Below are 26,450 nucleotides of genomic sequence, written 5' to 3'. Positions count from 1 at the left end.
ACCCCCGCCACGCCGGACACCCCCGCCGCGGCCTGACCTCGCATATCCACAGGAAGAGAGACACACATGCTTCGCTCGCTCTACTCCGGCATCTCCGGACTCCGTTCCCACCAGACCATGCTCGACGTCACGGGCAACAACATCGCCAACGTCAACACCGCCGGATTCAAGGGATCGTCGGTGCTGTTCCAGGACTCGCTCTCGCAGCTCATCGGCAACCCGGGCATCCCCGACGACGAGGTCGGCGGTCGCAACCCCGCGCAGGTCGGCCTCGGTGTGCAGGTCGCCGGCGTGCGTACCAACTTCGCGCAGGGCTCTGCGCAGGCGACGGGCCGCGGCGGCGATCTGATGATCTCAGGCGACGGATTCTTCGCGGTCCGCTCGGGCGGCGAGACCCTGTACACGCGCGCCGGCGGATTCTCCTTCGACCCGACCGGCAAGATGGTCACGGCCGACGGCGCAGTGGTGCAGGGCTGGTCGGCGCAGGACGGTGTCGTCAACACCGGTCAGGCCGTCGGCAACATCGTTCTCCCTCTCGATGTCGTCTCGCCCGCGCGGCAGACCACCTCTGCGACGGTCACGGGAAACCTCCCGTCGACCGCCGCGGTCGGCGACGAGCTGGTGCGTGACGTCACCGTGTTCGACGCACAGGGAACCCCGTCGACGCTGAGCCTGACCTTCACGAAGACCGCCACCGGCTGGGACGTCGAGGAGCCGACGAGCGGTGCCACCGGTGCTCTCACCTTCACGGACGGTGCGCAGGCCGCCCCCGGACTCACCCTCGCGGTCGGCGGAGTGAGCGTCGACCTCACGGCGGTCACCGGCTACGCGACCCTCTCGACGGTCGCCGTCACCGAACAGGACGGCGCGGCGGCCGGCACCCTCAAGTCCTACAGCATCACCGGCGACGGCTCGATCGTGGGCACGTTCAGCAACGGCGCGACGCAGACGCTGGGCAAGATCGCGATGGCGACCTTCGCGAACCCCGAGGGACTGGAGAAGGCCGGCGGAAGCGCCTACCGCGCCTCGGTCAACTCCGGTGCCGTGCGCACGGGCGAGGCCGGTCAGGCCGGTTTCGGCGATCTGGTCTCGGGCGCGCTCGAGATGAGCAACGTCGACCTCTCGCAGGAGTTCACGAACCTGATCGTGGCCCAGCGCGGGTTCCAGGCCAACGCGCGCATCATCACCACGAGCGACGAGGTGCTCCAGGAGCTCACGCAGCTCAAGCGCTGATCCCGACACCGCGTATCGAGAGGCTCCCGCAGAGTGCGGGGGCCTCTCGCGCGGTCGGTTACCGTTGCCCCTTCCCGTCGCGATAGTCGGGCGGACTTGCCCCTCCTCCCACGCTCGGAGACGATCCGATGATCACCGTCACCCGCCTCGACCGCACGCGGTTCGCGGTCAACCCCGACCTGATCGAACGTATCCAGGCATCGCCCGACACGACGCTGCACATGATCGACGGTCATGTGTACGTCGTCGCGGAGGAACTGGACGCGGTCGTCGACCTCATCGTCGCCTATCGCGCCCGTGTGCTGCACGTCGCCCAGGCGATGACCTCGAAGTCGGGGGAGTGACGATGGATCCCGCATTCATCATCGGCGTCATCCTCGCGTTCGGTGCGCTGGTCGCCATGATCACGATGGAGGGAGCGAGCTTCCAGGCGCTGCTCATTCCGGCTCCGATGATCCTGGTGCTGGGGTCGACCATCGGCGTCGGCATCGCGAGCCACACGATGCGAGACACGATCATCGCGGTCAAGAGCCTCGGGCGCATGGTGCGGGGGCCGAAGGCGACGCCCGAGGCCGTGATCCCCTTCCTCGTCGGATATGCCGAGAAGGCTCGCGGCGAGGGTCTGCTGTCGCTCGAGCAGGAGCTCGACTCCGCCCCCGACGCGTTCACCCGACAGGCCCTGCAGGCACTCGCCGACGGCACGGACGCCGAGGACCTGCGCATGACGATGGATGACGAGATCACGGCGACGTCATCACGCAACCGCGTCGCGTCGAAGTTCTTCGCATCGTTGGGCGGATACGCCCCGACGATCGGCATCGTCGGCACGGTCGTCTCGCTCACGCACGTCCTCGAGAAGCTCGATGAGCCCGACCACCTCGGTCCGATGATCGCCGCCGCCTTCGTCGCCACGCTGTGGGGTCTGTTGTCTGCGAACTTCATCTGGAACCCGATCGCGGGGCGGCTGGGCCGTATCGGCGCCGTGGAGCTGGAGCGCATGACCCTCGTCGCGGAGGGAATGCTCGCGATCCAGGCCGGCAGCGCGCCGCACCTGCTGCAGGAGCGGCTCGAGGCCCTGTCGACCGTGGCGCCCAAGGCGGCGAAGAAGAAAGCGCAGTCCGTGGAGGACTCGCCGTGAGCATGAGCCGCCGGTCGCGCGGTCGAGGCCACGACGATGAGGGGCATGACGAGCCTGACGAGCGCTGGGCGGTGTCGTATGCCGACATGGTCACGGTGCTCATGTGTCTGTTCATCGTGCTTTTCGCCGTCTCGAACGTCGACAAGACCAAGTTCGAGCTCCTCGCCAACAGCCTGGCCACCGGCTTCGGTCAGGAGGCCACCGAGGGCGGCGCCGACACCGCCGAGGGCATGATCATCCCGCCGGAGCTGCAGGATGAGGACGGAGTGGTCGACCTCACGGCCCGCGCCGAGGTCGAATACGAGTCGCTCGAGGACCTGAAGGAGCGCATGCACGCGGCACTCCAGGTGCAGGGACTGCAGGATGCCGTCGAGTTCGTGATCGACGATCGCGGGCTGAACGTCGGACTGATCGGCGCCGAGACCTTCTTCTCCGACAACAGCACCGCACTCACGGGCAAGGCGGATGCCGTGCTCGACGCGATCGGCGACGTGCTGGTCACGGTCGGCAACCAGGTGAGCGTCGAGGGCCACGCCGACCATCGTGTCTCGGCAGACCCGTTCCCGACGAACTGGGAGCTGTCCGGCGGGCGGGCCACCCAGGTCGCGCGATTCCTGGTCGAGCACGAGGGCGTCGGCGGCCCCCGGGTGAAGGCGACCGCCTTCTCGGACACGCGCCCCCTCGTCGCGGGCGACAGCCCGGAGGCGCTGGCCGGAAACAGACGAGTCGACATCGTCGTCGAGTCGAACGAGGAAGAGCAGGTGCGAGCGCTGATCCCGGCGATCGCAGCTGCGGCAGAGGGGAGCTGACGCCAGGTGAGTCTGTCAGTCGAGGAGACGCCCATGACCGCATCCGTCCTGACGTACGAGAGCAGCGTGCCCCACGCCGAGTACGACTTCAGTCGTCCCGCTCAGCTGGGGCGCGAGAGCACACGTCATCTCGAAGCGGCCTTCGAGTCGTTCGCGCGACTGTGGTCATCGCAGCTGACCGCGAAGATCCGGGTGCGCGCGCACCTGGCTCTCGAGAGCGTCGACCTCGTGTCCTATGAGGAGTACGCCGAGACGTTGCCGAGCACGACCGCGATGGTCACGGGGACGTTCGACGGGCGTGACGAGCCCTGCGTCGTGCAGTTCGGACTCGACAGCGCACTGCTGTGGGTCGTGCAGATGATGGGCGGTCGCACAGCGCTGCCGCCGGACGCTCGCACGTTCACCCCGATCGAGCTCGCACTCGTGCGCAACCTCATGGAGGGCACATTCGAGCACCTCCATGCGAGCCTCGGCGCCCTGCTGCCGGACGAACCGCGATACGCCGCCGTGCACTACAACCCGCAGTACATGCAGGTGATCTCCGCGGCCGCGGCTGTGATCGTCGCCCGGTACACGATGCGGCTCGGCGATGCGGAGAGCACGGCCACGGTCATGCTTCCGGCATCGACGGTCGTCGATCGCCTCGCGGCGACGGGCTCCGACTCCGGCGCCGCGCACACCCCGCGCCAGACGCTCGACCAGGTGCGGAGCACGCCGCTCGACCTCGCACTCCGCCTGGCACCGCTGACGATCGGCGCCGGCGAGGTGCTCGACCTCGCGCCGGGAGACCTGCTGCGGCTTCCGCACGCCGAGACCGCCCCGTTCGAGCTCGTCGCCGGGAGCACGACGATCGCGCGTGCGACTCCGGGAAGCCGCGGCTCGCGGCTCACCTGCAAGATCACGACCATCCCCGAGGAGACCCACTGATGAGCACCTTTCACGAGACAGCCGTCGCCGCTGCGATTGCCGGCAAGCTGCCGTTCGGCTTTCCCGTCATCCCCGCACCGTCGACCGACCCCGGCGCTGCAGGCGACGCGATCGCGGTCACCTTCGCGGGGACTCCCGGCGCACGGATCGCGATCCAGATCGCCGACCAGTCGCAGCTCGACGACGGCTCTCCCACCGCGCAGATCGCGGATCGGCTGCATCCGATCTTCGAGGCGGCGGCAGCCGTGCTCGGCGCCGGAGCGCTCGGGGCTGCGGAGTCGGTCGACGCCGCGGAGACCTTCTCCGAGCCCGGCACCCAGGTGTTCGACCTGGTCGACGCCGAGGGCGTCGTCGTCGCTCGCACGTCGGTGCGGATCGACGGCGGGCAGACAGGTGTCGTCCAGGGCCCGCAGCGTCTCAGCCGGATCGCGGGTGTGGAGATGGAGCTGGTCGTCGAGATCGGGCGCACGCGGATGCCGGTGCGGGATGTGCTGGCGCTCGAGCCCGGCCGTGTGGTCGAGCTGGATCGTGCCGCGGGGTCGCCCGCGGACATCAAGCTCAACGGTCGCCTGATCGGGTACGGCACCGTCGTGGTCGCCGAGGGCGACTTCGCGATCCGCGTCGAGCGGATCCTCGACGGCGCCGAGACGGTCTGACAGTGGACGATCTGCTCGTCGCGCTGCGCGCGGTCGTCGCCCTCGCGGCGGTGCTCGGGCTGCTGCTGTTCCTCAGCCGCCGCCTGCAGAAGAGCCACAACGCCGGGGGGAGCCCGCTCGCTGGGCTGATGTCGAAGAAGCTCGCGCGGCTGACCGAGCTGCGGCCTCCCAAGACGGCGAGCGGTGCGAAGCCGCGGGCCGAGAAGATCACGGTCGTCGCGCGGTCGGGCATCGGCGGCAAGGCCCAGCTCGTGGTCGCCGAGTTCGGCGGCATCCGCTACGTCCTGGGCGTGACCGAGCACGGCATCAACGTGGTCGACACACAGGAGGCGCCGCTCGTCGAGGACGACGAGATCGACGAGGCGGCGGGCGCGACGGATGAGCTCCCGAACGACATCGTCGATCGTGCGCTGCGCTCGGTCGCCTGACGCGACACCTGCTCGGTTACGCCTGAGAATCCTGTCGCGATAGTCGACTGCGAGCACGGATCGCTCGACACCCCGGCTACGGATCGGCCACGTCACCCATCTTCGGAGTGCCGCCGTGCCCCCATCCGCGTCCACCACAGCGCCGCCCGCGCGCGCGTGGCGTCTGTCGCGACGTGCCGGACTGCTGGTCGTGGTCGGGGCGGTGGCCGCCGGGCTCATCGTGCTGTGGAGCGCATCCGGAGCGCACGCGGCCGGGATGATGCTGCCGGCCGAGACCGTCGACGACGGCGGCGGCAGCAGCGGGGTGACGATCAACGGCATCAACGGCACGCCGTCTGACAGCATCATGACCCTGCTGGGGATCACGGTGCTCAGCGTCGCTCCGGCGCTCCTGCTGATGATGTCGAGCTTCACCAAGATCTTCGTGGTGCTCGCGCTGACCCGCAACGCGCTCTCGCTGCCGTCGATCCCCCCGAACCAGGTGCTCGCCGGCCTCAGCCTGTTCCTGACGCTGTTCATCATGTGGCCTGTGCTCACCGACATCAATGCCGTCGCCGTCAGCCCCTTCACCGCGGGGCAGATCGATTTCGGTCGCGCCTTCGAACTCGCCCAGGAGCCGCTCCGCCAGTGGATGCTCTCGTACACGCGCGAAGAGGACATCGCGCTCATGTATCGGGCCGCCCAGCTCGACAACCCGACGGATCCCTCGAGCATCCCGCTGCAGACGCTCGTCCCCGCGTTCATGATCAGTGAGCTGCGCGCCGCGTTCCTGATCGGGTTCATCATCTTCGTGCCGTTCCTCGTGATCGACCTCGTCGTCGCCAGCGCGCTGATGTCGATGGGCATGATGATGCTGCCGCCGGTCATGATCTCGCTGCCGTTCAAGATCCTGCTGTTCCTCCTCGTCGACGGCTGGGGCATGGTGATCACGGCTCTCGTGCAGTCGTACAGCGGGGGTGGCGGATGACTCCCGAAGCGGTCATCGACATCGGCACGGCTGCGCTGATCGTCGGCGCCAAACTGTGCGCCCCCCTGCTGATCACGGCACTCGTCGTCGGCTTCGCGATCTCCCTGCTGCAGTCGATCACCCAGGTGCAGGAGATGACGATCTCGTTCGTGCCGAAGCTCATCGCCGTCGGCATCGCGCTGCTCGTGAGCGGGCAGTGGATGATCGCCGAGATCATCGCCTTCACGAACGAGATGTTCGCGCGCATCCCGTCGCTGTTGAACGGCGGCTGATGAACATCCCGATCGACTTCCTCTGGCTCGAAGCGACGTCGCTCGCCTGCGTGCGCATCACAGCATTCCTGGTGATCGCTCCACCGTTCAGCCACGGCACGATCCCGATGCGCATCCGCGCCATGCTCGGAGTGGGGCTCGCCCTCGCCGTCTCTCCGGTCGTCTCCGCGGGTTACGAGCGGCTTGACACCGGCGGCTTCCTGTTCGCTCTCGTGGGCCAGGCCCTGACCGGATTGCTGCTGGGCTTTCTCGTCATGATCCTGTTCAGCGCGATCCAGGGGGCGGGCCACCTCATCGACACCTTCGGCGGCTTCCAGCTCGCGCAGGCGTTCGACCCGGGAATGGCGATCAACGGCGCCCAGTTCACGCGACTCTTCCAGATGACCGCGATCGTCCTGCTGTTCGCATCGGACGGATATCAGCTGGTGCTCGCGGGGCTCTTCCGATCGTTCGATGCCGTGCCGGTGACGGGGATGATCGATCTCGCCGAGCCGGCTCACGCGCTCGTCGGCGCGGCGGGGCAGATGATGCTCAGCGCCGTGCAGATCGCGGGACCGCTGCTGATCGTGCTGTTCCTCGCGGACGTCGGGCTCGGGCTCGTCTCCCGCGTGGCTCCGGCGCTCAACGCCTTCGCGATGGGATTCCCGATCAAGATCGGTCTCACTCTGCTCCTGGTCGGCTTCGTCTACGCCGCACTGCCCGCTGTCGTCGCCGTGATCGCCGACACCGCCGCCACTCTGCTCGTGGAGGTGACTCGATGAGCGACGGAGGAAGCGGAGAACGCACCGAGAAGGCCACCGAACGTCGTCTGAAGGAGGCGATCAAGAAAGGGCAGATCGGTCGCAGTCAGGATTTCACCGCGTGGGTCTGCATCGGCGCGGCCGCCGTGATGATCGTTCCGACGATCGCCTCGAGTACGCAGGTGCTGACCGAGCTCTTCCTCGGGGTGACGCAGGTCGCGGATCATCCGACCGACGCCGCCGCGCTCGACGTCCTCGGCGCCGCGTTCGAATCGCTGGGCGGCATCCTGCTGCCGATGCTGATCGTGGTGCTGCTCGCCACCACCGCCACTGCCGTGGCGCAGGGCGGCATCCATCTGCGCGGGGTGACCATGCGCACCGAGCAGTTCAACCTCGCCACCGGCCTCATGAGGGTGTTCGGCAAGCAGGCGCTCTGGGAGGGTGCGAAAGCGCTGCTCAAGACCGTCGCGATCGGCGTGGCGCTGTGGATCGTGGTGTCCGGACTCGTGCCGGTGCTGATGGCCAGCGGCAGCCACAACATCACCTGGCTTCTCGAGCAGGCGGCCGGGGGAGCGGCGGCGCTGCTGCAGGTCGCGGTCGTCGTCGGGATCATCCTGGCGGCGCTCGATGTCGCCGTGGTCATGCGCCGCAACCGCAAGCACACGCACATGACGAAGAACGAGGCGAAGGACGAGCACAAGAAGACCGAGGGCGATCCTCTCGTGCGCTCGCAGCGGCGTTCGCGTCAGATCGCCATGAGCCGGAACCGCATGATCGCGGCCGTCGGCGACAGCGATGTCGTCCTCGTGAATCCGACGCATGTGGCGGTGGCGCTGCGATACGAGCCCGGCAAGTCGGCGCCCCGTGTGGTCGCCAAGGGGGCGGGGATCGTGGCGCAGAAGATCAGGGAGAAGGCCGAGGAGGCCGGCGTGCCGATGATCCGCGACGTGCCGCTCGCACGCGCCCTGCACGCGGCGTGCGACCTCGGGCGGGAGATCCCCGAGGAGCTCTTCACGGCCGTGGCGCAGGTGCTCGCCTTCATCGAGCATCTCAAGCGCCGGGGATCGGCACGTGGCACGCACACGATGCCGTTCGCCAGCACACGGGAGCGCGGGCTGTGAGCGGGCCCAGACAGATGCCACGGATACAGGGGGCACGAGACGATGAGAACCGGAACGCGAAGGTGAGGACCGCATGATCGGTCAACTGCTGTCCAAGGGTGCGGTGCCCGTCGGGGTCGTCGGCATCATCCTGCTGCTCATCGTGCCGATCCCCACGCCGCTGCTCGACGTGCTCATCGTGCTCAACATCTCCTTCGCGCTGCTCATCCTGCTCACGGCGATGTTCGTGAAGAAGCCGCTGGACTTCTCGGTGTTCCCGAGCCTGCTGCTGGTCGCGACGCTGTTCCGGCTCGGGTTGAACGTCGCCTCGACCAGGCTGGTGCTCAGCGAGGCGCACGCCGGACAGGTGATCCAGGCCTTCGGGCAGATCACGATCAGCGGATCACTGGTGATCGGTGCGGTGATCTTCCTGATCCTCACCGTGATCCAGTTCGTGGTCGTGACGAAAGGTGCCGAGCGCGTCGCCGAAGTGGGCGCGCGCTTCACCCTCGACGCGATGCCGGGCAAGCAGATGGCGATCGACGCCGACCTGAACGCCGGTCTCATCACGGATACCGAGGCCAGGCAGCGCCGCGCCGAGGTCGCCGCGGAGGCAGACTTCTACGGCGCTATGGACGGCGCCTCGAAGTTCGTCAAGGGCGATGCGATCGCCGGCATCGTCATCGTCGTCATCAACTTCGTCGGCGGCATCATCATCGGCATGCTGCAGCACGGCATGGAGGTCGGTGAGGCCTTCGAGACCTACAGCATCCTGACGATCGGCGATGGGCTCGTCACGCAGATCCCCGCGCTGCTCATGGCCGTCTCCACGGGCATGATCGTGACTCGCGAGAACGCGGAGTCCGAGATGGGTCAGGCGGCGGGGCGCCAGCTGATGCAGTCGCGCAACGCCCTGGTGATCACGGGCCTCGCGGCCATCGCGATGGGATTCATCCCGGGGATGCCGTTGCTGGTCTTCCTCGCGATCGGAGCGGTACTGCTCTTCGCCGCATCCCGCGTGAAGGCGAACGAGGTCCGCGAAGCAGAACTCGAGGTCGAGGCGCTGCAGAAGGAGGCGAGCGACTCCGCAGCCGAGGGGCCCGACGACCTCATGGACCGCATGCGCGTCCACGCCCTCGAGATCTCCCTGTCGCCGGACATCGTCGACCTCGCATCCGGGGGAGCGGGCGACCTGCTCACGCGGGTGAAGTCGCTGCGACGCAAGCTCGCGCTCGACATCGGCATCCTGATGCCTCCCGTGCGTACACGCGACAACATCGACCTTCCGGCCCAGACCTACGCGATCCTGATCGCTGGGGTCGAGGTCGGCCGCGGGGCGGTGCCGCGGGGGCACGTCCTGGCGCTCGGCACCGGTCTCGAGCAGCTTCCCGGCGCCGCGGTCGTCGACCCCGTGTTCGGTCTCGAGGGCAAGTGGGTGCCGGCCGAGATGTCGCACGCCGCCGACATGGCGGGCGCCACGGTGATCGATCGGGTCAGCGTCATCATCACGCACCTGTCCGACGTCGTGCAGGGCCAGGCAGATCGGCTGCTCTCGCTCGAAGACGTGCGCCAGTTGACCGAGCATCTCAAGCAGTCGAGTCCCACGACGGTGGAAGAGCTCACTCCGGCTGTGTTGTCGCTCGCGGCGATCCAGCGCGTCCTCGCCGGGCTCCTGGCCGAGCGGGTGCCGATCAACGATCTGGCCCGCATCTACGAGGCACTGGCCTTGCGCGGCAAGACGTCGACCGAGACCCCGGCTCTCATCGACGCCGCCCGGGCGGCACTCGGGCCCGCGATCGCGGCCCGATTCGCAGAGGAGGGGCGCATCAGGGTCGTCATGTTCGATCCCACCCTCGAGCAGCAGATGCTCGAGGGCATGCGGGTGATCGACGGGCAGGCGCAGATCGTTCTCACGCCCGAGTCGACGATGCAGGTGATCGACAGTGTGCGTCGCACGGTGACGGAGCTCGATCAGCTCGGTCCCGAGCCCGTGCTCGTCTGCGCTCCGTCTCTGCGTCAGGCCGTCCGCCGGCTCGTGGCGCCGCAGGTCAGCGGTCTGCCGGTGCTCTCGTACGACGAGGCTGCGGCCGGTGGCATGGCGACCGACGTCGTCGGGGTGGTCCGCATGACGCGCTCCGCGCTGCCGAGCGCCGCGATCTGACGTGCATGATCCACTCATTTACGAGTGGAATACAGTATGTTTGCTCGAGTACGGTGCGCACGCGCACAAGCCATGGAAGGCGGACGACGAGCATGCTGGTACTGACGAGGCGCGCGAACGAGAGCATCGTGATCGGTGATGACATCACGGTGACGATCCTGGCGGTCACGCCCGGTGGGGTTCGGATCGGGATCGACGCTCCGCGGGACACGCGGATCCATCGTGCCGAGATCGTGGTCGCCGTGAGTGATGCGAACCAGGCCGCGGTCGAGTCCTCCGCGGATGACTCCGCGGAGAGGGCGCTGCTGGGAGCGCTGGGGCGGGTGCGTCAGACCCCCTGAATCGTTCAGGCACATCTGCCGGAGTGTTCCGGTGGCACCGTGACGTCGCCACGCGAGTTACTGCCGGGCGTGTTGTCGCGATAGTCGTCGACATGACGGGCTACCCCGTCAGGGAAACCGCGACTGACGAGGTGACGAACCGTGGCTGCTCACGACCTGAGCATGCAGCTGATGCGCGAGCGCGAGATGCTCGAGCTGCTGCTCTTCAAGCTGGACGAACAGCAGATGCTGCTCGCGACCGGACGAAACCGGTGGATCCGTCACGCGGCGAACGAGATCGAGCGGGTGATCGCGGCCATGCCCACAGTCGCTCTCTCGCGGGATGCGCTGGTCGTCTCGGTGGCCGACGAGTGGGGAGTGCCCGAAGCCACCTCGCTCCGCGAGCTGATCGATGCCGCGCCGACCGACGCGTGGCGCGAGGTGCTCAGCGGACACCTCGACACGATGGTCGCCCTGGCGGATGAGATCCAGCAGATGAAGCAGATCAACGAGCAGCGGCTGCGCACGGCGATCCGTGTGACGCAGGAGACCATCGCCGGCCTGGGAGCCCCGACCGGCGAGTACGACCCCACGGGGGGCGTCGTCCGTGATGCGGACGCGCGGCTTCTCGACACTCGGATGTGAGGTGACCATGTCTTCTTTCGCAGGACTCCGACTCGCCGAATCCGCTCTCACCGCCGCTCGCGCGGGCATGACCGTCACCGGCCAGAACATCGCCAACCAGACGACCTCGGGCTACACGCGCCAGCGAGTCGATCAGACCCCCGTCTCCGCGCCGGGCCTCTCGGGGGTGTGGAAGACGGGATTCGGGGCCGGTGCGGGCGTGGCTGTCACAGGAGTCGCCCGTCTCGGCGACAACGTCCTCGACGCTCGCGTGCGAGACGCCCTGTCGACGTCGGGCTTCTGGTCCTCCCGTGCGAGTGCCGCCAGCCAGGCCGAGAACACGATGGCCGAACCCACGAAAGACGGTCTCGCCGCGAACCTCAACCGCTTCTGGTCAGGATGGTCCGACCTCGCGAACACGCCGGACTCCGCCGCGGCCCAGGTGGTGCTCACCGATGCCTCGGTGCTGATCGGTCAGATCGCCGCGGGGTACCAGACGATCGCCGGGCAGTGGACGGATCTGCGCGGCCAGGTCGATCGTGACGTCGCCGACGTCAATTCGGCAGCAGGACAGGTCGCCGCGCTCAACGGCAAGATCCGCGACGCTCTGAACGCCGGACGCAACGCCAACGAGCTCATCGACCAGCGCAACGTCCTGGCCCAGAAGATCTCGACATCGGTCGGGGCCACGGGCGTCGTCGAGGCGGACGGGACACTGACCTTGCGCGTGTACGGCAACGCCCTCGTCTCGGGCGACTCGAGCCGCGCGCTGGTGACGAGCGGTCCGCGTGAGATCGAGGATGCGGGGCGCATCGTGGTCGCCTGGGCGGATCGCCCCGGCGTCGCGGTGCCCATCACCGGTGGGGTGATCGGCGGCACGATCAGCGCTCTGGCCCCGGCAGCCGACGGCGGATCCCTCGCCGCGGTCGCGGCGGCCTACAACCAGACGGCCACCAGCCTCGCCACTGCTGTGAACGACCTGCACCGCAGCGGAGTCACCTCGTCGGGCGCGCCAGGGGGCGACTTCTTCGCGCTCGACGCCACGGGCCCGGCTGCTCTCGGCCTCCGTGTCGTCCCGACCGGACTCGACGACCTCGCACTCGCGGCTCCGGGTGCCGGAGCCAAGGACACCACGATCGCGGATCGCATCAGCGCCCTGGGAACGTCGGCGACAGGCCCGAGCAAGACCTGGACGAGCTTCGTCACCGGCTTCGCGGTCACCGTCGCCGGTGATCTGCAGCGTGCAGACGTGGCCGACATGGGCGCGGTCGCCGCCGTCACCGCACAGCAGTCGAACGCATCGGTCGACGGCGACGAGGAGACTGTCAACCTGCTGACGTATCAGACCGCGTATCAGGCAGCGGCACGTGTGCTCACCGCGATGGATGAAGCACTCGACCTGCTGATCAACCGCACAGGCCTCGTCGGCCGCTGACCCCGGGAGAGACCATGATCGGTCGCATCACGAGCACCACCATGACCCAGCAGTCGCTGCGGACGCTCCAGACCAACCTCGCCGACCGCGAGCGGCTTCAGAACCAGGCGGCGTCGCAGCGCGCGTTCCGTTCACCGAGCGAGGACCCGGCGGCCGCAGCGACGGCCATCGGCGTGCACGGAGACCAGTCCCGTGTCGCGCAGTTCGCACGCAATCTCAGCGATGGCATGGCCTGGGTCACCACAGTCGACACGGCACTCGGTGCCAGCTCCGACCTTCTCAACAGGGCCCGCGATCTCGTCGCGCAGGGCGCGAACTCGGGTGCTCTGAGTCCGACCGCCCGCGATTCCATCGCGCAGGAACTCGAGACCATCAGCAAGGAGCTCCTCTCGCAGGCGAACACGACGCTGCTCGGCCGCAACATCTTCGCCGGCACCAGTGACGCGAGCGCCGCGTTCGATCCGACGACCTTCGGGTTCAACGGCGCACCCGGCGAGGGCGTGCAGCGCCGGATCAGCGACAACGAGACGGTGCGCGTCGACTACGACGGAGCTCAGGCCTTCGGACAGGGAGCCGACAGCGCGTTCGCGCTGCTGAACGACATCGCGGCCGAGTTGCGCGGCGGCGCGAACATCGGCGGTCGACTCGACGACATCGACGCGCGTCTCGAAACAGTCGTCTCGGCCCGCGGCGCCACGGGGGCTCGCCAGGTGCAGCTGGAGCGCGCGACGGCTCAGAATCTGTCGACGTCCATCGATCTCGAGGCACGACGCACCGAGGTCGAGAACGTCGACTCGCTCGAGGTGCTCGTGCACCTGCAGTCCGCCGAGCTCGTCTTCCAGTCCGCTCTGCAGGTGACGGCACGGTCGCTGCAGACCAACCTCATGGAGTTCCTGCGATGACCGCCACCGACGCATCGACGCCCGCTCAGATGATCGAGGCCGCACCCGGCGATGTCGAGTTCGTCTCTCCGATGCCGGGCTTGAGTCCGTACACGACGTTCCGCCTCGAGCCGATCGGCGGGGCGGAGGGGCTCTACGCGTTGCGGGCGACCGAGGCCGATGTGCGGCTCTTCCTTCTCGACGCACGCACGGCGGACGTCGACTACGACCCGGTCTTCTCCGCAGGAGTCCGTGACGAGATCGGTGCTGTCGAGCGGCTCGACATCCGCGTGTTCGTCGTGGCCAATCCGTCGGACGGCGGGGTCTTCGTCAACCTCCGGGCTCCCATCATCGTCCATGCGGAGACGGGAGTCGCGGCGCAGGTGATCCTCGACGATCCGTCGTACCCGTTCCGCGCGCTTCTCGGCGCCTGATCCGGCGCGAGTCCGACACCACGGCGGCCGCGCTGACGCGGAATCGCCACGAAGGCACAGGAGAACGAAGTGGTAGATCTTCGATCCAGGATCCACGGAGCAGGCGCGACGAGGGGAGTGAACATCGTCGTCATGGCCTACGACGACCGTGTCGTGACCGATGACGACGTCGTCACTCACTTCCTCGACGCGCGGGTGCACCCGGGAGATCGACGAGCGCCGGGGGAGACCGATCTTGCGCTCGTTCCCGAGGCATCGGATGGTCGCCCCGTGCACTGCGCCCCGTACTCGGACGATCAGCTCGCAGCGATCGAGCGAGCCGCGGGTGACAACGTCAGCGACCTGATCGATGTCGACGGCGTCGTCGTCGGCCGCGCCTACGGCATCCGCGCCGATCTGCTGATCGAGGCCGGAGCGGTGGTGGCCAACACGAAGACCCTGCGGGGGAGTGACCTGTCCGTCCGTCGTGACGCGCACGGCCGAGACATCCGCGATCAGATCGAGAGCTCGGTCAGACTCGCCAGGAGAGCGCAGGCGTCGATACGCGCCGCCGCACTGGAGGAACCCGCGCTGGCGCAGTAGCGCGAAGGAACGAAGAACTTCGAAGATCAGGGGATATCGAAGTTCACTGCGTATATCAAGCAAGAGGGGCTACCCTCGAAGAGCACAGGCTGGGGTACTGGCACATCCCGGGGTCGTCGACGGAGATTTCGATGTCGTCGCGCCGCGGGCGCCGCTGGTAGGGGTACAGCGCAAGACGCTCGGTGACGAGCGAAACCATTGGGACGGTAAGCAGATGAGCACATCAAGGACGCTCGAGGCCAACCGCGTGAGCAAGCGTGAGTTCGTGCAGCGATTCGCACGACGGGGTGGGATCTCGGTCCATGCCGCGCAGACCGCGTACAACGCCATGATCGACGAACTGCTCGACCTGGTCAGCCAGGGCAACACGGTGACACTCACCAACTTCGGGAAGTTCTATCCGCAGACGCACAAGGGGCACCGTGTGCAGTTCGCGAAGACCGAGGACTCCGCAGAGGTCACCGACTACACGGTGCTCAAGTTCTCCGCGACGCGCGAGGTGAACCGTCGTGTGAAGGTGAACGACTGATCATCGTTATCTGAACGTAAACGAGAATCCCCGGTGGTTTCGGCCATCGGGGATCTTTCGTGCCTGTGGCGGCTTTAGCATGGAGAGGAACAGACGTCTGGCCGCTGGGGTGTGGCCGCACTGTGAGCCGCTGGGGAGGGCTTGCGCTGACAGTGGAAAGGGCGGTGCGCAATGCCCCTGCGTGCACGCAACCAGCTCGTCGTCGACCACCTGCACATCGTGGGGGTGGCGACTGCTCATGTGGCATCCCGGCTGACACATGTGTCCCGCGACGACCTGGCCTCGGCGGGATCCCTCGCGCTGATCCGGGCGGCCGACACCTTCGACCCGAGCCTCGGTGTTCCGTTCGGCGCGTATGCGACGAGTCGGGTCAAATGGGCGCTCCGAGACGAGCTTCGAGCGATGGACTGGGCGCCGCGAGACGTACGCAGTCGCGCGCGACAGACGACGAGGGTGCGCGAGACGCTCGGGGCATCACTCGGTCGAATCCCGAGCGCGTCGGAGATCGCCGCGACGATGGGCATCGAACCGACCGAGGTGCGGGAGAGCCTCGCGGACGCCGACCTCCTCACGATCACGAGCCTCGATGCGGGAGAGGCGGACCAGGTCGCCTGGCCGGGGTTCCTGCCGGATGAGCTCGTGATGTCCGCGGAGCGCGATGCCCTGCTGCATCGCGCCGTCCAGGCGCTGCCTGAACGGCGGCGGTACATCGTCCGTGCGATCTACTTCGAAGACCGCACGGTGGGCGAGATCGCCGCGGAGCTCGGAGTCTCGCATGCGGCGGTATCGCAGCAGCGGGCCGAAGGGGTGCGGATGCTTCGCGATGCGCTCGACCGCCATTACGCCGACGACGGTCAGAGTGGCCCCGTCACCGCATCCGAATCGGTGCCCGCGTCCCGCTCTGCCGGGCCGACTCTCGACGCGTATCTCGGGCGGATCGCCGCCGGCGGACGCAGCCTGACCCGGGCGCTCGTGCCGCAGCCGCTCAGACTCTGACGGTCGCTCCGCTCACAGCCCGAAGCCGTATGCCGTCTGCCCCACGAGGGAGAGACTGACCGACGTGGGATAGATCTCGGGCTCCTCGTCTTCGTCGTCGAGGATGTCGAGTCGAGTGATCGGCACGAAGATGCCGCCGTCGGCCTCGAAGATGAGGTCCTTCGGGGTGAAGGACACGAAGATCGAGCGGGTCGCGTTGCGCAGTTCGAAAGTGCGGCCGACATCTCCGCGTTCGAAGAGATTCATCTCGACCTCGTCGGACCAGACCTTGCCGTCGGGGAAGCGCGCCTCGATGCGGTAGGTGCTGGGCTCGATCGACTTGATGTTCAGATCCTCCACGACCTCCGCGAAGAGGGAATCCGGCTGCTCGAGCTCGAACGCGATCGCGCGCAGGTGGTCGTAGTTCAGCCGGGCTCGACGGGAGAAGAGGGCGACGTTCTCGATCTCGTCGGGGTGGGCGTTCGGCGCCTGGTCGACGAGGTACTGCCGGACCTCGTCCGGACCGGGATACTCGAAACGCATGTGGTAGTGGAAGCGACCGGGGCGGTTCACGAGATAGGTGCTGACATCCGCCACGTCGTTCACCGTCAGGCAGTAGATGCGCTTCACGGCGGAGAGGCCGTCGAACAACGACAGGAACTGGTTCTGGCGGTTCCCCCCATCGGTGCTTCCACGGCGCCCGGCCGGGAAGATCTTCTCGAACTCGTCGAAGACGATGAGGCACTCGTCGAGGCTGTCGAGGAACTCCACGATGCCGTCGTGATCCTCCGAGACCACGACCACGGGCAGTCGCTGCTCGCGCGCGGCCTCGGCGACCATTCGCAGGAACAGGGACTTTCCGATGCCTTTGTCGCCCGACAGCATGACGCCGAGACTGCGGTCCGCGAGAGCATAGGACCGGAAGATCTTCGCGACCTTGCGATCCCGACCGCCGTAGATGCGCTCGTCGCCGACGGTGAGATCGTCGATCCTGATGAGACTGAATCCCTCTTTCGAGGAGAAATGGACCCGATACGTTCCGAGAGGGAACATCTGATGCGTGCGGACGGCATCGTCGTACACGCGAACGTGTCCACCGGTCTCGATGTAAGTGCTTGTCACAGGTCCTCCGCTGTCCCTAACCTCTCCCCACCATGACTATCGGCAGGATCCTGCGAACGGTAAGGGCGATCGCGAAGAAATCTCGCCGCGTGCCCTGAACGGCCGTTCAGCAGTATCCTGAGCCGACGGCGGCGTGGGACCGCTCGAGTCGGGGGACTTGCCATGAGCGAACGCGTGTCTGCAGAGGTGGCGTCCGACGGTGCCATCGAGATGGTCGTCGAGGCGGCCCCGCAGGGGCTGCTCCGCTACACGCTCGACCCCGACAGCGTGCAGCAGGTCTGGATCGAGACGCTGGTCGCTCACGATGACTCGGTGATCGGTGCGGCGACCTCGCCCGAGCAGACCGCAGAGCTGCTGGTGCGCGGCAGCATCGAGTGCATCGCACGGGAGATCCCGAGCCTCGTCGTCGGCGGCGTCACGATGCATCCCGAGATGGGGCCTCATCGCAATGCGCAGATCATCGCCGCGGGGCGTGCCACGTTCATCGCCTCCGAATGGGAGGCAGTTCGGCGACGGACGCTGCCGATCTGAACCTGGATGCCGAGCAGGCGCCCCTCATCCGGGCGTCAGATACGCGTCGACGATCAGCGGGCCACGGATCTCTCTCAGCCTGTCGATGATGCGCTCGATGCCGGGGGCCGACACCGACGACATCTGGAGGTCGAAGGGCCCGAGCATCTCCAGACGCCCGGTGCGGATGCGCACGATCTCCCACCCCGCCGACCGCAGGTGCCTGTCTTTGCGCAGATCGGACTCCTGGCGTCTGCCGACGTGCTCGAGCCCATGCCGCCCGACCGTGTCGTACTCGATCGCGACGCGCAGATCGGGCAACACGATGTCGGGCCAGACCTCGGTGTGCCGGAAGAACGGACGCGCGATCTTGACGGCGTTGACATCGGATGCCAATGCGAGCCGTGCGCCGAGCATCTGGCGGAGGCGGCCCTCGGCGGCGGACGCCGGTGCCGGTGCGCACTCACTGCGAAACGCCTCGCCCGTGCGCAGCGGGGGAGTCTTGGTGCACAGCGCGGCGGCCGTGCGCCTCGGGGCCCGCGGGATCGCCCTGGGCTCGCCGAGGACCACCGGCTGCGGGCGGGCGAGCGACGAGCACTCGGGGCACCATGCCGACTGACGGCGCACCCGCCCGGGCCGCTCGCGCTGCTCCGTCGGGGTCGCCGCGAACCGATGACCGACGCGGCACTCCCAGCAGAGCAGCACGTCTGCGGCCAGCGGCACCTGCGAGAGGGCGATCCCGCCGTTCAACTCGGGGTGATACTGCCGGATGAGTTCCGGGTACGCCGACCAGGCCGCCCGGTAGGTGCCCACCTCGTAGGGCACCGCACGCCCCTTGGAGAACTGGCGCCGCGCCCACCAGGTCTGTACGGATTCGGTCACGCCCCGCACGGTACCCCCGCCCTCCGACATCCGACCCCGTGCCGTGTCGCGTCACCGCGCGGCCCCTGCCGCGCTCGTGCGTGACAGACTCGGACATGGGTGATATCCCGGAAGGCAGGAGCAGCCATGGCACAGCGGATCGTCATCAGCGGAGCATCCGGACTCATCGGCACGGCGTTGGCGGCGTCGCTGCGCGAGGATGCCGTCGACGTCACCACTCTCGTCCGGCGGCCGCCGCGGCGCGCCGGTGAGGTGCAGTGGGCGCCGGGCGAGCGTGACCTCGACCCGGAGGTGCTCGCCGGCGCGTCTGCGATCGTCGCTCTGGGCGGCGCGAGCGTGGGACGCCTGCCGTGGACGCCCGGGTATCGGCGTGAACTCGTCCGATCGCGACTGACCACGACCCGCACGATCGCGACCGCCGTGCGCGCCTTGGGATCCGACGCCCCGGCTCTCGTGTCGGCCTCGGCCGTCGGCTACTACGGATCTGCGCCCGGTGCGACTCTGACCGAGGCATCCCCGGCGGGCGACACGTTTCTCGCCGAGCTCTGCGTGCGCTGGGAGGACGAGGCCGCACGGGCGGGTGATCATGCGCGGGTGGCACTGCTGCGCACGGCGCCGATCATCCACCGACGCGGCGTCCTGAAGCCGCTGATCCAGCTGACCCGCTTCGGGCTCGCCGGTCCGATCGGGCCGGGGACCCAGATGTGGCCGTGGATATCGCTCGACGACGAGGTGCGCGCGATCCGGCACATCATCGATCGGCAGCTCGTGGGACCGGTGAACCTCACCGGTCCCACACCGGCCTCCGCGAACGACATCGGCAGGGCGCTCGCCCGCAGGATGCGGCGTCCGTTCTGGTTCCCGGCTCCGACCTTTGCTCTGCGCCTCGCTCTCAGCGCCGCCGCGGCCGACTCGCTGCTCGTGTCTGACGCCGATGTGCGCCCTGCCGCGCTCGAGGCATCCGGCTTCACGTTCCGTCACCGCACCGCCGAGTCGGCGGTCGACTCCGCTCTCTGACACGCGCGCCGAACATCCCGACCGCGTGGATGAGCACTGCGGTCAGTGAGCGTGCGGGTCGAGACGATTGAGTGTCGCGACGACCTGGGTATAGTCCCCGCGGGCCTCGCCGTAGCGAAGGAACTTCACGCTCTCCACCTGGATCTCGGTCGCTCCGGGCTGGGCGTCGATGAGCCCGATCACCTCGGACACGAAGTCGTCGAGGGGCATCGCGAACTCGTTCGTCTCGTGACCGGGCATGAGAGCCGTGCGCACGGCCGGCGGCTCGAGTTCGACGACCCTCACCGTCGACCCCTCGAGTTGCAGTCGCAGCGATTCGCTCAGCATGTGGATCGCCGCCTTCGTGGCGTTGTAGGTGGGTGTGACGCGCAACGGAGCGAAGGCGAGTCCCGACGACACGGTCATGATCGTCGCGTCCGGCCTCGACCGCGCCGCGGACCGCAGCCGAGCATCCAGATCGTCGACTCCCTCGCGCGGGCGCTGAGGCTCACCCCGACGAACGTGACTACCTGCACCGGGTGAGCGGTCACAGCGCGCCGGATCGTGCGGTGTTCACGGACTACGTGCATCCCGGCATGCTCCGTGTGCTCGACCGCCTCGACGACACCCCGGCATTCGTGGTGTCGGTCCTCGACGAGGTGCTCGTCCAGAACGACGCGGCGCGTGCGCTGCTCGGCGATGCGAGCGCGCTCGAGGGCCTGGATCGCAGCGGCATCTACCGCTGGTTCGTGTACCCGGACGAGGAGCGTCGACGATATCCGGAATCGGCGCACGCACGACACAGCCGCGTGCACGTGGCCTCGCTGAGGGCGGCATATGGAGCGCTGGGCGACGCGTCGCGCGCGGGAGAGATCGTGCGTGAGCTGCTCGCGCGCAGCCCGGAGTTCGCCGAGCTCTGGGCGGTGCACGAGGTCCGTCGACGGTTCGAGCTGCACAAGGTGCTGATCCATCCTGAACTCGGCGAGATCGAGGTCGACTGCCAGGCGCTGTTCACCGAGGATGAGTCGCAGGCGCTGGTCGTGCTCACCGCGGCACCGGGCAGTGAGGCGGCGAGCAAGCTCGAACTGATCAGGGTGCTCGGGACGCAGCGCGTCTGACCGGCACCCAGCACGACACCCGGGAGCGATAGTCGGCGAACTCGGCGCCGAACCGGTCCTCGAGATCGGCCTCCTCGAGCGGTCGCACCACGGAGTTCCACAGCACCGAGCCGCACAGGGCATAGGCCACGACCAGCCAGGATCCGAGGATGAGCCCCACCGCGACCCCCTGAGCGATGCCGGCGACGGCCATGGGGTTGCGCACGTGGCGGTAGGGTCCGGCGACCACGAGGCGACGAGCCATCTGCGAGGGCAGGGGAGTGCCTTCGCCCTCGACCGACATCGATACGGCCGACCACACGCCCAGGGCGGTCGCGGCCATGAGCAGGACGATGCCGATGACACGCACGGCGAGGGGGACGTCGATGCTCAGCATCCATCGCGATTCGACGAACGAGATCACGAGCGGCAGGACGAGCAGGAAGGTCCCCCAGAAGAACACCGTCTGCAGACCTGTGCGCGCGAGGATCCGACCCGTTCCGACGGTCGCCGACGTGCGGAAGGCGAAGGGTCCGGTCACGAGCCATTCGACCGGCGCGCGGCCGACCTTCATGACGATGCCGGCGCCGAGGCTCGCTGCGCCCGCGACCACCATCAGCAGCGCGCCCCACCCGGCCGTCGTCGTCGCGGTCGCGTAGACGACCATCCCGACTGCGACGAGCAATGTCCAGGGCACGACGACCCACACCGCCCGGCCGAGGCCGGCGGCGGCCAGGGCCGACGCGATCACGAACAGCGGGATGTCGACCGTCGCGATCGGGGCGACCGGCAGATCGCCGAGGGTCGCGATGCGCACCGCATCCGACAGGAACACGGCTGTCCACCACGCTGCGCCGGCCAGTGCCTGGATGCCGAAGTACACGCGCGCCGTCAGAGGAGTGACCCGGATCCCGGCGACGACGAGCATGCCGTCAGTCTAGGAGCGGCGGAGGTGTCGTCGACGAACGCCCCGCACCCGGCGGCTCGGACTCAGGACTCCTCGTGCGTCGCGGGGTCCCCGTCGAACAGCCGACCGTCGGCGCGTCCGAGCGCCGTGATCGCCTCGACCTCTGCGGCGTCGAGGTCGACCGTGCCCGCGGCGAGGTTGGACTGCTGGTGCTCGAGCGATGCGGCCTTCGGAATGGCGACCGTCTCGCGCGCGACGTGCCAGGCCAGAACCGTCTGCGCCGGCGAGATGCCGTGAGTGGCGGCGATCTCCGTGATCACGCGCTCCTCGATCAGCTCCTTCGCTCGGCCGAGCGGGCTCCATGCCTCCGTGAGGATCCCGTGCTCGCGGTGGTACGCGAGCTGCTCGTCCTGGGGGAAGTACGGATGCACCTCGATCTGGTTCACGACCGGCCGGACGCCCGTCTCGCGCTCGATGCGCTCGAGGTGCTCGGGCAGGAAGTTCGAGACGCCGATCTGCCGGACGACGCCGCGCTGCTGCGCCTCGACCAGAGCCTCCCACGCCTGCACATACTCGTCCTGTGAGGGATTCGGCCAGTGGATGAGGTGCAGATCGGTGGCGTCGAGTCCGAGCCGGGAACGGCTCTCCTCGATGCTGGCCCGCGCCTTCAGACGGGCGTGGTGGCGGCCCGGAAGCTTGGTTGTCACGATCAGCTCGGACCGATCGACGCCCGCTGCGGCCACTCCGCGGCCGACGGATCCTTCGTTCTCGTAGTTGAAGGCGGAGTCGATGAGGCGATATCCGGCACCGATCGCCGTCGTCACGGCGTCAGCACCCGCGTCGCCGTTCAGCGCATAGGTCCCGAATCCCAGGGCGGGCAGGGAGAAGCCGTTGTGAGCCGTGAACTGAGGAAGAGCTGTCATGGCGCCAGCGTACGCTGGAGGCATGACGGGAGCGCAGAACATGGCGTCCGATGACAGGATCCGCGACGACTCGGCGCGCTGCCCGTGCGGATCCGGCGACGTGCTCGGAGCATGCTGCGGTCCGCTGCTCGACGGCGCACCGGCGTCGACCGCTGAACGGCTGATGCGCTCGCGGTACACGGCTTTCGCCCTGCATGACGCGGACCATCTGCGAGCGACCTGGCACCCGTCGACGCGCCCGAGCGACATCGATCTCGACGACGACCTCGAGTGGCGACGTCTGGTGATCCTCGACCGTGTGGGCGGCGGTCCTTTCGATCGCGAGGGCGTCGTCGAGTTCGAGGCCTTCTGGCGGCAGGACGATCGACGAGGGTCGCTGCGAGAGCGGAGCCGCTTCTCACGTGAGGACCGTCGGTGGTTCTACCTCGACGGCCAGATCGGGTGATGGCTCCGCCCTCGCAACGGGTAGATTTGAGACCGTGAACGCCAGCCCCGAACACCAGCGCATCCTGCTCGACGTCGCCGACCTGGACCGGCGCATCGCGCAGGCCGAGCGCGCGCGGACCAAGCCGGCTCAGGCCTCTCGCATCGCCGAGCTCGTGGCCATCCGGCAGGAGCAGCTGCGTGAGCTCACGACGCTCACGGGCACCCGCGACGATGCGCGCACCGAGCTGAAGCGTCTCGAGTCCGACGTCACCCTCGTCGAGCAGCGTCGGACCCGTGATTCCGAACGGCTCGCCGCGGCGACGAACGCCAAGGAGGCGCAGGCCCTCGAACACGAACTCGCCAGCCTGGCCAAGCGTCAGAGCGACCTCGAGGACATCGAGCTCGCCGTGATGGCGCGGGTGGAGGATGCCGATGCCGCGGTCGCCGCGCAGCAGGCTCTGCTCGACGTCACCACGGCCGAGGGCAGCGCTCTCACGGCGCAGGCCAAGGCCGACGTGGCGGCTGCCACAGAGCTCGGTTCGCAACTCGCGCGCGATCGTCAGGCCGTCACCGAATCGCTTCCCGCGCCTCTCCTGGCCGAGTACACGCGGCGTGCGGCGAACAGCGCGGGCGCCGCGCTTCTCACCCGCGGAACCTGCGAGGGATGCCGGATGCTGCTGCCCGGAACCGACCTGAACGACATCCGACGTGCGGCCGACGACGCCGTCGTCTCATGCCCCGAGTGCGGCTGCATCCTGGTGCGCACCGAGGAATCGGGATTGTGACCCTCGCGCCGCGCGTGTCCGTGCGGTGACGCAGAATTCGTCGACGGAGCGCCGCATCGCGCTCTTGGCCGTCGGCCGGCACGGCTACACGGCGATCGAGCTCGATGCAGACGACTCCGAGCTGAGCCGGGTGGATCTGTCGACCGCCGAGATGCCGAGCTGGGTCGCCGACCAGGAGCGGCAGAACCCACCGCGCTGGGTGATCCGAAGCGCGCGCGACATCTATCCCGTGCTGCTCGATGCCGGGGTCCTGCTCGGGCGCTCGCACGATCTGGTGCTGTGCCACGCCATCCTCCGCGACACCGACGAGGTCGCCCGCCCTCTTGCGCCGTCGTCGTCGTGGGTGCGACGTGACCCCGTCGACGACGCGCCTACGCTGTTCGACGTCGTCGACCACGGTGACTCGGAGGATCCCGTCGGAGACGCTCTGGACCAGTACCGCGAGCAGCGTCGCGTCCTGAGAGACGGCGAGGACGGACGCCTCACGCTGCTCACCGCCGCCGAGTCGGCGGGCGGTCTGATCGCCGAGGAGATGCGCGCAGCCGGTCTGCCTTGGAACGAGGCCGTGCACGACGAGATCCTCACGGAGATCCTCGGCGCGCGGCCGAGCGCCGGCGGTCTGCCGAGCCGGATGGTCGCCGAGGCGGATCGCATCAGATCGATCCTGAGCGACTCGACGCTGAACCTCGAGAGCCAGCCGAAGCTCCTCCGCGCGCTCCACCGTGTCGGAGTTCAGGTCGAGTCGACGAGCCGTTGGGAGCTGGCCCAGCACAGTCATGCGGTCGTCGAGCCGCTGCTGGCCTACAAGAAGCTGTCCCGACTTCTCAGTGCGAACGGGTGGGCGTGGCTGTCGGAATGGGTGCATGACGGACGCTTCCGCCCGATCTACATCACCGGTGGCGTCGTCACGGGGCGATGGGCCTCTGCCGGCGGAGGTGCGCTGCAGCTGCCACGCAACCTCCGCGCGGCGGTGCGAGCCGACGACGGATGGACGCTGGTGGTTGCCGACGTCGCCCAGCTCGAGCCTCGCATGCTGGCCGGCATGGCCGGTGACCGGGCGATGTCCCGGGCCGCACAGGGAAAGGACCTCTACGCGGGAGTGGTCGAATCCGGCGCCGTCGCCACACGCGAAGAGGCGAAGTATGCGGTGCTCGGTGCCATGTACGGCGCCACGACCGGCGACAGCGGCCGGCTGGTGCCACGACTGCGCAAGGTGTATCCGCGGGCGATGGCGCTGGTCGATAAGGCGGCGAGATTCGGTGAGGACGGCGGAGTCGTGTCGACCTGGCTCGGAAGATCGTCGCCTCGGCCCTCGACCGAATGGGAGGCGATGCAGGCGGCTGCCACCGACGCCGACGCCGATCCTGCAGCGGTGACGCTCGCACGGCGCCGCGCACGTGATTGGGGGCGATTCACCCGCAACTTCGTGGTGCAGGGCACAGCGGCGGAGTGGTCGCTGATCTGGCTCGCCGAGATCCGACACCGGTTGCAGTCGCTGCCCGAGGCGGAGCGACCGGCGACCGCATCCGGGGTCTTCCGCTCGCGCGCCCACCTCGCGTTCTTCCTGCACGACGAGGTGATCCTGCATGTTCCCCAGGAGCAGGCGGATGCCGCCGCAGAGGCGGTTCGCGAAGCGGCTGCGGTCGCCACGCGTCGACTCTTCGGGAACTTCCCGATCGACGTGCCGCTCGATCTGCGGATCGCGGAGTCGGCCGAGAAGTAGGGTGCTCTGGTCGTAGACTGGACCTGCGAATGGGTCGACTGGACGGTCGCGTGGCGGGCAACCGCACCGAGGAACGTCCGGGCTCCTCAGGGCAGGACGGTGGGTAACGCCCACCCGGAGTGATCCGCGAGAAAGTGCCACAGAGAGCAGACCGCCCCGCAAGGGGTAAGGGTGAAAGGGTGGTGTAAGAGACCACCGGGGGCCATGGTGACATGGCCCGCCAGGTAAACCTCGTCCGGAGCAAGGTCAGACAGAGGATGATGACGCGGCTCGCCGAGTCCTCGGGTAGACCGCTAGAGTGCCACGGCAACGTGTCGCCGAGAGAGATGGCCGTCGAAGGGGCGAAGAACCCCGGAACAGAACCCGGCGTACAGGTCGGCCCATTCGCCTCACTCCGCTTCCGACGCCTTCCGTCGCGCGAGGTTGCGCCGCACGAGCGGCCAGAACAGCACGAGCACGCCCGTGGCGATGAGGCTCGTCCATACCTGTGTGCGGCCCCCTTCGCTGAACATCATCACGACGATCACACCGGCGATGCACGCGATCAGGAGCACGTTGAGCCAGGGGTGCAGCCACATCTTCAGCTTGAGGTTCGCGACCTCCTCGGGTGTCATGTTCTGGCGCAGCCGCCACTGGGTCAGCGCGATGAAGACGTACACGAACAGGGCGACGAGCCCTGCCGAGTTCATGATGAAGTCGAAGATGCCCGAGCCGGGGGTGAAGAAGTTCACGAGGGTGGCGATGAGGCCGCCGATCGTCGAGGCGAGAAGCGCCATGACGGGAACGCCGCTCTTCGACTTCTTCGTCATGATCTTCGGCGCGAAGCCCTGCTCGGCGAGCGCCGAGAACATGCGCGACGCGGAGTACA

The 26,450-nt window shown here is 68.2% G+C and carries 31 protein-coding genes, 1 other RNA gene and 1 pseudogene; 27 read left to right on the top strand and 6 right to left on the bottom strand.

What is annotated here, in order from left to right; translation table 11 throughout:
• Positions 1-66: 66 nt before the first annotated feature.
• The 20 genes from IXW21_RS17660 (at position 67) to IXW21_RS17565 (ending at position 16,232) form a co-directional block, all read left to right on the top strand.
• Entirely contained in the window at positions 67-1,233 is a 1,167-nt protein-coding gene (locus tag IXW21_RS17660; protein WP_194765540.1) for a flagellar hook protein FlgE, read from the top strand.
• A 128-nt stretch (positions 1,234-1,361) separates the two neighbouring features.
• Positions 1,362-1,577, top strand: coding sequence for a flagellar FlbD family protein (locus tag IXW21_RS17655; protein ID WP_194765539.1), 216 nt, complete (start codon positions 1,362-1,364; stop codon positions 1,575-1,577).
• A 2-nt stretch (positions 1,578-1,579) separates the two neighbouring features.
• Entirely contained in the window at positions 1,580-2,371 is a 792-nt protein-coding gene (locus IXW21_RS17650) for a motility protein A (protein WP_194765538.1), read from the top strand.
• 2 nt (positions 2,372-2,373) lie between these two features.
• A complete protein-coding gene (locus IXW21_RS17645) occupies positions 2,374-3,180 on the top strand; it encodes an OmpA/MotB family protein (protein WP_194765544.1) in 807 nt (268 codons plus the stop codon).
• A gap of 33 nt (positions 3,181-3,213) precedes the next feature.
• The gene (locus IXW21_RS17640) at positions 3,214-4,107 is read left to right on the top strand and encodes a flagellar motor switch protein FliM (RefSeq protein ID WP_194765537.1); all 894 of its coding nucleotides are present in this window, start codon (positions 3,214-3,216) and stop codon (positions 4,105-4,107) included.
• Positions 4,107-4,763, top strand: coding sequence for a FliM/FliN family flagellar motor switch protein (locus IXW21_RS17635; RefSeq protein WP_194765536.1), 657 nt, complete (start codon positions 4,107-4,109; stop codon positions 4,761-4,763). The genes IXW21_RS17640 and IXW21_RS17635 overlap by 1 nt, the downstream gene beginning before the upstream one ends.
• Positions 4,764-4,765: 2 nt before the next feature.
• Positions 4,766-5,191, top strand: coding sequence for a flagellar biosynthetic protein FliO (locus IXW21_RS17630; protein ID WP_194765535.1), 426 nt, complete (start codon positions 4,766-4,768; stop codon positions 5,189-5,191).
• A gap of 115 nt (positions 5,192-5,306) precedes the next feature.
• Entirely contained in the window at positions 5,307-6,158 is an 852-nt protein-coding gene (gene fliP, locus IXW21_RS17625; protein ID WP_416361107.1) for a flagellar type III secretion system pore protein FliP, read from the top strand.
• Positions 6,155-6,430 (top strand): flagellar biosynthesis protein FliQ, encoded by a 276-nt coding sequence (fliQ, locus tag IXW21_RS17620; protein ID WP_194765534.1) that lies wholly within the window; start codon positions 6,155-6,157, stop codon positions 6,428-6,430. Before fliP ends, fliQ begins: the two co-directional genes overlap by 4 nt.
• Complete coding sequence (locus tag IXW21_RS17615; protein ID WP_194765533.1) at positions 6,430-7,191, top strand: flagellar biosynthetic protein FliR; 762 nt, start codon at positions 6,430-6,432, stop codon at positions 7,189-7,191. The genes fliQ and IXW21_RS17615 overlap by 1 nt, the downstream gene beginning before the upstream one ends.
• Positions 7,188-8,291 (top strand): EscU/YscU/HrcU family type III secretion system export apparatus switch protein, encoded by a 1,104-nt coding sequence (locus IXW21_RS17610; protein ID WP_194765532.1) that lies wholly within the window; start codon positions 7,188-7,190, stop codon positions 8,289-8,291. The genes IXW21_RS17615 and IXW21_RS17610 overlap by 4 nt, the downstream gene beginning before the upstream one ends.
• A 73-nt stretch (positions 8,292-8,364) precedes the next feature.
• The gene (locus IXW21_RS17605) at positions 8,365-10,431 is read left to right on the top strand and encodes a flagellar biosynthesis protein FlhA (protein ID WP_194765531.1); all 2,067 of its coding nucleotides are present in this window, start codon (positions 8,365-8,367) and stop codon (positions 10,429-10,431) included.
• Between the two features lie 92 nt (positions 10,432-10,523).
• Positions 10,524-10,772: a carbon storage regulator CsrA gene (gene csrA / locus IXW21_RS18470; RefSeq protein WP_194765530.1), complete on the top strand. Its 249-nt coding sequence runs from the start codon at positions 10,524-10,526 to the stop codon at positions 10,770-10,772.
• A gap of 141 nt (positions 10,773-10,913) precedes the next feature.
• The gene (locus tag IXW21_RS17595; RefSeq protein ID WP_194765529.1) at positions 10,914-11,396 is read left to right on the top strand and encodes a flagellar protein FlgN; all 483 of its coding nucleotides are present in this window, start codon (positions 10,914-10,916) and stop codon (positions 11,394-11,396) included.
• Between the two features lie 7 nt (positions 11,397-11,403).
• On the top strand, positions 11,404-12,810 hold the full coding sequence (flgK, locus tag IXW21_RS17590) for a flagellar hook-associated protein FlgK (protein WP_194765528.1): 1,407 nt from the start codon (positions 11,404-11,406) through the stop codon (positions 12,808-12,810).
• A gap of 14 nt (positions 12,811-12,824) precedes the next feature.
• Entirely contained in the window at positions 12,825-13,712 is an 888-nt protein-coding gene (gene flgL / locus IXW21_RS17585; RefSeq protein WP_194765527.1) for a flagellar hook-associated protein FlgL, read from the top strand.
• Positions 13,709-14,125, top strand: a complete 417-nt coding sequence (locus IXW21_RS17580; RefSeq protein ID WP_194765526.1) for a flagellar assembly protein FliW — start codon at positions 13,709-13,711, stop codon at positions 14,123-14,125. The genes flgL and IXW21_RS17580 overlap by 4 nt, the downstream gene beginning before the upstream one ends.
• Positions 14,126-14,242: 117 nt before the next feature.
• Entirely contained in the window at positions 14,243-14,707 is a 465-nt protein-coding gene (locus IXW21_RS17575) for a hypothetical protein (protein WP_194765525.1), read from the top strand.
• Positions 14,708-14,921: 214 nt separating this feature from the next.
• Positions 14,922-15,236 (top strand): HU family DNA-binding protein, encoded by a 315-nt coding sequence (locus IXW21_RS17570; RefSeq protein ID WP_194765524.1) that lies wholly within the window; start codon positions 14,922-14,924, stop codon positions 15,234-15,236.
• Positions 15,237-15,407: 171 nt separating this feature from the next.
• Positions 15,408-16,232, top strand: coding sequence for a sigma-70 family RNA polymerase sigma factor (locus IXW21_RS17565; RefSeq protein WP_194765523.1), 825 nt, complete (start codon positions 15,408-15,410; stop codon positions 16,230-16,232).
• A gap of 12 nt (positions 16,233-16,244) precedes the next feature.
• Here the strand turns inward: IXW21_RS17565 and IXW21_RS17560 are convergent, their stop codons facing one another.
• Complete coding sequence (locus tag IXW21_RS17560) at positions 16,245-17,333, bottom strand: AAA family ATPase (RefSeq protein ID WP_194765522.1); 1,089 nt, start codon at positions 17,331-17,333, stop codon at positions 16,245-16,247.
• A gap of 162 nt (positions 17,334-17,495) precedes the next feature.
• Here IXW21_RS17560 and IXW21_RS17555 point away from each other — a divergent pair, with 162 nt between their 5' ends.
• Entirely contained in the window at positions 17,496-17,864 is a 369-nt protein-coding gene (locus IXW21_RS17555; protein ID WP_194765521.1) for a hypothetical protein, read from the top strand.
• 24 nt (positions 17,865-17,888) lie between these two features.
• On the opposite strand, the gene IXW21_RS17550 is transcribed toward IXW21_RS17555, so the two are convergent.
• Positions 17,889-18,725, bottom strand: coding sequence for a zinc-ribbon domain-containing protein (locus tag IXW21_RS17550; protein WP_323742307.1), 837 nt, complete (start codon positions 18,723-18,725; stop codon positions 17,889-17,891).
• A gap of 126 nt (positions 18,726-18,851) precedes the next feature.
• Here IXW21_RS17550 and IXW21_RS17545 point away from each other — a divergent pair, with 126 nt between their 5' ends.
• Positions 18,852-19,742 carry a TIGR01777 family oxidoreductase gene (locus IXW21_RS17545; protein ID WP_194765519.1) on the top strand — a complete coding sequence of 297 codons (891 nt, stop codon included), beginning with the start codon at positions 18,852-18,854 and terminating at the stop codon, positions 19,740-19,742.
• A gap of 42 nt (positions 19,743-19,784) precedes the next feature.
• Here IXW21_RS17545 and IXW21_RS17540 read toward each other — a convergent pair whose 3' ends face one another.
• Entirely contained in the window at positions 19,785-20,186 is a 402-nt protein-coding gene (locus tag IXW21_RS17540) for an SDR family NAD(P)-dependent oxidoreductase (RefSeq protein ID WP_228528736.1), read from the bottom strand.
• Positions 20,187-20,260: 74 nt separating this feature from the next.
• On the opposite strand from IXW21_RS17540, the gene IXW21_RS17535 reads away from it, so the two are divergent.
• Positions 20,261-20,839, top strand: a complete 579-nt coding sequence (locus IXW21_RS17535; protein ID WP_323742306.1) for a transcriptional regulator — start codon at positions 20,261-20,263, stop codon at positions 20,837-20,839.
• On the opposite strand, the gene IXW21_RS17530 is transcribed toward IXW21_RS17535, so the two are convergent.
• Positions 20,811-21,746, bottom strand: a complete 936-nt coding sequence (locus IXW21_RS17530) for a methyltransferase family protein (RefSeq protein ID WP_194765518.1) — start codon at positions 21,744-21,746, stop codon at positions 20,811-20,813. The two genes, IXW21_RS17535 and IXW21_RS17530, sit on opposite strands and share 29 nt — an antisense overlap.
• A gap of 62 nt (positions 21,747-21,808) precedes the next feature.
• Entirely contained in the window at positions 21,809-22,648 is an 840-nt protein-coding gene (locus IXW21_RS17525) for an aldo/keto reductase (RefSeq protein ID WP_194765517.1), read from the bottom strand.
• A gap of 22 nt (positions 22,649-22,670) precedes the next feature.
• Here IXW21_RS17525 and IXW21_RS17520 point away from each other — a divergent pair, with 22 nt between their 5' ends.
• The 4 genes from IXW21_RS17520 to rnpB all read left to right on the top strand — a co-directional run bounded on the left by IXW21_RS17520 (position 22,671) and on the right by rnpB (position 25,969).
• A complete protein-coding gene (locus IXW21_RS17520) occupies positions 22,671-23,093 on the top strand; it encodes a YchJ family protein (RefSeq protein WP_228528732.1) in 423 nt (140 codons plus the stop codon).
• Positions 23,094-23,127: 34 nt separating this feature from the next.
• Complete coding sequence (locus IXW21_RS17515) at positions 23,128-23,859, top strand: zinc ribbon domain-containing protein (RefSeq protein WP_194765516.1); 732 nt, start codon at positions 23,128-23,130, stop codon at positions 23,857-23,859.
• Positions 23,860-23,884: 25 nt separating this feature from the next.
• Complete coding sequence (locus IXW21_RS17510; RefSeq protein ID WP_323742305.1) at positions 23,885-25,582, top strand: bifunctional 3'-5' exonuclease/DNA polymerase; 1,698 nt, start codon at positions 23,885-23,887, stop codon at positions 25,580-25,582.
• Between the two features lie 30 nt (positions 25,583-25,612).
• An RNA gene (rnpB, locus tag IXW21_RS17505) (RNase P RNA component class A) lies at positions 25,613-25,969 on the top strand.
• A 2-nt stretch (positions 25,970-25,971) separates the two neighbouring features.
• On the opposite strand, the pseudogene IXW21_RS17500 reads toward rnpB, so the two are convergent.
• Positions 25,972-26,450, bottom strand: a pseudogene (locus tag IXW21_RS17500) (amino acid permease); the annotation flags it as partial.

This window comes from Microbacterium sp. UFMG61, from assembly GCF_015354505.1.
GTDB lineage: Bacteria > Actinomycetota > Actinomycetes > Actinomycetales > Microbacteriaceae > Microbacterium.
Note: the sequence above shows the minus strand (reverse complement) of the source record. Positions and strands in the feature narration are given on the sequence as shown.